This is a genomic window from Pseudomonas sp. GM80 (assembly GCF_000282515.1).
GTDB lineage: Bacteria > Pseudomonadota > Gammaproteobacteria > Pseudomonadales > Pseudomonadaceae > Aquipseudomonas.
The window spans coordinates 1-3,075 of record NZ_AKJD01000270.1 but is presented as its reverse complement, the minus strand read 5'-3'; the positions used below and the strand labels follow the sequence as shown (position 1 = coordinate 3,075).

3 protein-coding genes are annotated in these 3,075 nt (G+C 55.9%); 1 reads left to right on the top strand and 2 read right to left on the bottom strand.

Annotation, left to right across the window (positions count from 1 at the left end; translation table 11 throughout):
- Positions 1–608: 608 nt before the first annotated feature.
- Complete coding sequence (locus tag PMI37_RS30695; RefSeq protein ID WP_008088903.1) at positions 609–1,097, top strand: hypothetical protein; 489 nt, start codon at positions 609–611, stop codon at positions 1,095–1,097.
- 91 nt (positions 1,098–1,188) lie between these two features.
- On the opposite strand, the gene PMI37_RS30690 is transcribed toward PMI37_RS30695, so the two are convergent.
- Entirely contained in the window at positions 1,189–1,563 is a 375-nt protein-coding gene (locus tag PMI37_RS30690; protein WP_008088901.1) for a DUF6124 family protein, read from the bottom strand.
- A gap of 379 nt (positions 1,564–1,942) precedes the next feature.
- Positions 1,943–2,911 carry a LysR family transcriptional regulator gene (locus PMI37_RS30685; protein WP_008088899.1) on the bottom strand — a complete coding sequence of 323 codons (969 nt, stop codon included), beginning with the start codon at positions 2,909–2,911 and terminating at the stop codon, positions 1,943–1,945.
- Between the last annotated feature and the right edge of the window lie 164 nt (positions 2,912–3,075).

Sequence of the window (3,075 nt, the reverse complement as noted above, 5' to 3'; positions counted from 1 at the left end):
GTTTGCTTCGCTGCACCTCCTCTCGCTGTGTTTGGCTGCGCCAAACGGTCGCTGCGCTCCCACCCCCGGATCAATCCCTCCACTCAGCCTTCCGACGTCGCTCATGGATCAAGATCAAGAGCTTTGTCGAGCTTGCGCTCATCCTGTGTAGGAGCTGCCGCAGGCTGCGATCCTTTGATCTTGCTTGTGCTTTTGTAAGAGCAGAGCCTGCTCGCGATAGCGGCCTGACAGCAGACCAATTCCTGCCAGATGTACTCAATCCAACTGTAGGAGTGAGCCTGCTCGCGATGACGTCCTGCCGGCCTACCAATATCTCTCAATTGTACTCAACCCCTGTGGGAGCCTGGCTTGCCAGCGATGGGGGCCTGACAGCCGACCATCTTTCAGTTGAATGCATTCAATCCAACTGTGGGAGCGAGCCTGCTCGCGAAGGCGGTATAACAGCCGATCATTTTCTGTGAGGTTGCAAAAGGTTTGACTCGGTTTTCGAATTTTTTATCGCAACTCGTACTTAAAAACTGTCATTTATATCAGGTGTTAATTGCCCGAAGAGAAGGAAGACTTCTGTTAATGGTAGGGCCAATTAAATTTCTTGGAAGGGTTAAAACATGGAGCATGACGAGTTTTTTACAAAGGATCATCCCCTGTCGGCGGTACAAGGTACCGGAAATGCGCTAATAGGTGACTTTGCACCGTTTTCCGGGAATGTCGTAAAATTCATAGTAGGTAGGGTCAATAAACTGGTGGTGCTGAGTGCAAAACAGGAACTTAGTCCGACTAAGTGGCTGGATCTTAGTCTCTACTTCAGCTTGGATATTGAAAACGGAAGGCATCCATTTGTAAAAGGTGGAAAGGTCTCTCACATGATCTATTCAATCAATGAAAACGTAGGCGGTGGGCATAGCTTTAAACCTTATTCTGCGCTGCATGGAACTGGATACGTTGACGTGAACTTTGATATTGCCAAGGGGACGTTTGACGGTGGTTTTGAACTATTGTTCGAAGGCAGTACGTCAACTACACGCAAAGATCATGGCGGGTTCAGAGGTGTTTCAGGCTTGGAATACGAGACTAACCCTGGTGTTGATCAATTGTAGGATTGAGCCTGCTCGCGATAGCTGAGTGTCAGACACCGTAAACGTTGAATGTGCTGACGTCTTCGCGAGCAAGCTCGCTTCCACAGGGGAATCAGTTGTGGGTTGGGGTTTGGGATATTTCGTGGTTATCCAGCGCGCGATTCACGGCCAGTTCGGCGAGCATGATGATTTGCTGGATCGCCAGAATCGTTCTTCGCTGCGGGAGTTCGATGTAGGCGGCGATGTCGCTGGTCATGAGGCTGGCTTGTGCCAGTGATTCGCAGGCGTGGACCAGCAGGCTTTCGTTGTCCTGATTGGGGGCGACCTGGAACATGGTGCTGGGTTTGTGGAAGCGCAATGTGAGTGCGTTGGGTTTGAGGTAGTGGTCGAGGGCGCGTTCGGCGGCTTCGTGGAATCTTTTTGAACCGGGGAATTCGTAGGGGGTGGTGTCTTCGAGTTCCGGGGGATTCGGTGTTGGTTTGATCATGGTGAAGCTCCATTCGGGAAGTGGAGTTCGCCAAGCACTGCGACCAAGCAATAGGGTGGCGAACCGTACGCGGGTTGGTCGACCAGGGAATGGAAACCCGGCAGAGCCGAAGCTCTCCCACGCACGGCTCGCCATTAAGCAAGCTTGAAAAGTGCGCCATTCTAAACCCGAGCGACCAAGCCCGGTCGCTGATTCGTCAGCGACACCCAAAGCCTATCCACCTCACTTCCGACAGACAACCGACGCGACCTGTCGGAAACATCCGCGAAATCGCCGTTCTGTAGGAGCTGCCGTAGGCTGCGATCTTTTGATTTTTAAACGGCAAGATCAAAAGATCGCAGCCTGCGGCAGCTCCTACGGGGCGTGGTGTGTTTAAACGTCAGTTGGCGACTCGGGCGCCGGCGAGGGTGCCGCTGAGTTCGTAGGCGGCCAGTTCGGCTTGGTGCGCGGCGAGGATTTCTGGCAACGATCCGCGCAGGTATTCAACCCAGGTTTTGATCTTCGCATCCAGATATTGCCGCGACGGGTAGATCGCATACAGGTTCAATTCCTGCGAGCGGTAGTTCGGCATCACCCGCACCAGCGTGCCGTTGCGCAAGCCTTCAATCGCCGCATACACCGGCAGCACACCCAGGCCCATGCCGCTGATGATCGCGGTTTTCATCGCGTCGGCGGAGTTCACCAGAAACGGTGAGCTGTTGATGGTGACCACTTCCTGGCCTTCCGGGCCGTCGAACGCCCATTTTTCCAAAGGGATCACCGGGCTCACCAGACGCAGGCAGGCGTGGTTGAGCAGGTCGCTGGGTTTTTGCGCGGCACCGTTGGCTTTCACGTAGGCCGGGGAGGCGCAGACGATGCTGTAGGTGATGCCCAGTCGCTGCGAAACAAAACCGGAATCGGGCAGTTCGCTGGCGAGCACGATCGATACGTCGTAGCCCTCGTCGAGCAGGTCCGGCACGCGGTTGGCCAGGGTCAGGTCGAAGGTCACGTCCGGGTGGGTTTTGCGGTAGCGGGCGATGGCATCGATGACGAAGTGCTGACCGATGCCGGTCATGGTGTGCACTTTCAACTGCCCGGCCGGGCGCGCGTGGGCGTCGCTGGCTTCGGCTTCGGCCTCTTCGACGTAGGCGAGGATCTGTTCGCAGCGCAGCAGGTAGCGCTTGCCCGCTTCGGTCAGGGCGATGCGGCGGGTGGTGCGGTTGAGCAAGCGGGTTTGCAGGTGGGCTTCCAGGTTGGAGACCGCGCGCGAGACGTTGGCGGTGGTGGTGTCGAGTTGCACGGCGGCGGCGGTGAAGCTGCCGGCTTCGGCGACGCAACTGAAGGCGCGCATGTTTTGCAAAGTGTCCATGGGGTGCTCTCAAGGGAGATGGCAAATTGTGACACGAAGTTTCAGGGGCGAGACCCCCGACCAAGGGATTATCTCGTTAACCGTAACAAAGATTCACAGAAATCCCAGCTTATCGCCATTGAGGGCGCCCCCTAGAATTGCGCCGATCCCTGTAGGAGCTGCCG

Excerpts from the sequence above, each read along its gene's own strand:
- PMI37_RS30695 (WP_008088903.1), top strand. The coding sequence starts at position 609 with ATGGAGCATGACGAGTTTTTTACAAAGGATCATCCCCTGTCGGCGGTA.
- PMI37_RS30690 (WP_008088901.1), bottom strand. The coding sequence starts at position 1,563 with ATGATCAAACCAACACCGAATCCCCCGGAACTCGAAGACACCACCCCC.
- PMI37_RS30685 (WP_008088899.1), bottom strand. The coding sequence starts at position 2,911 with ATGGACACTTTGCAAAACATGCGCGCCTTCAGTTGCGTCGCCGAAGCC.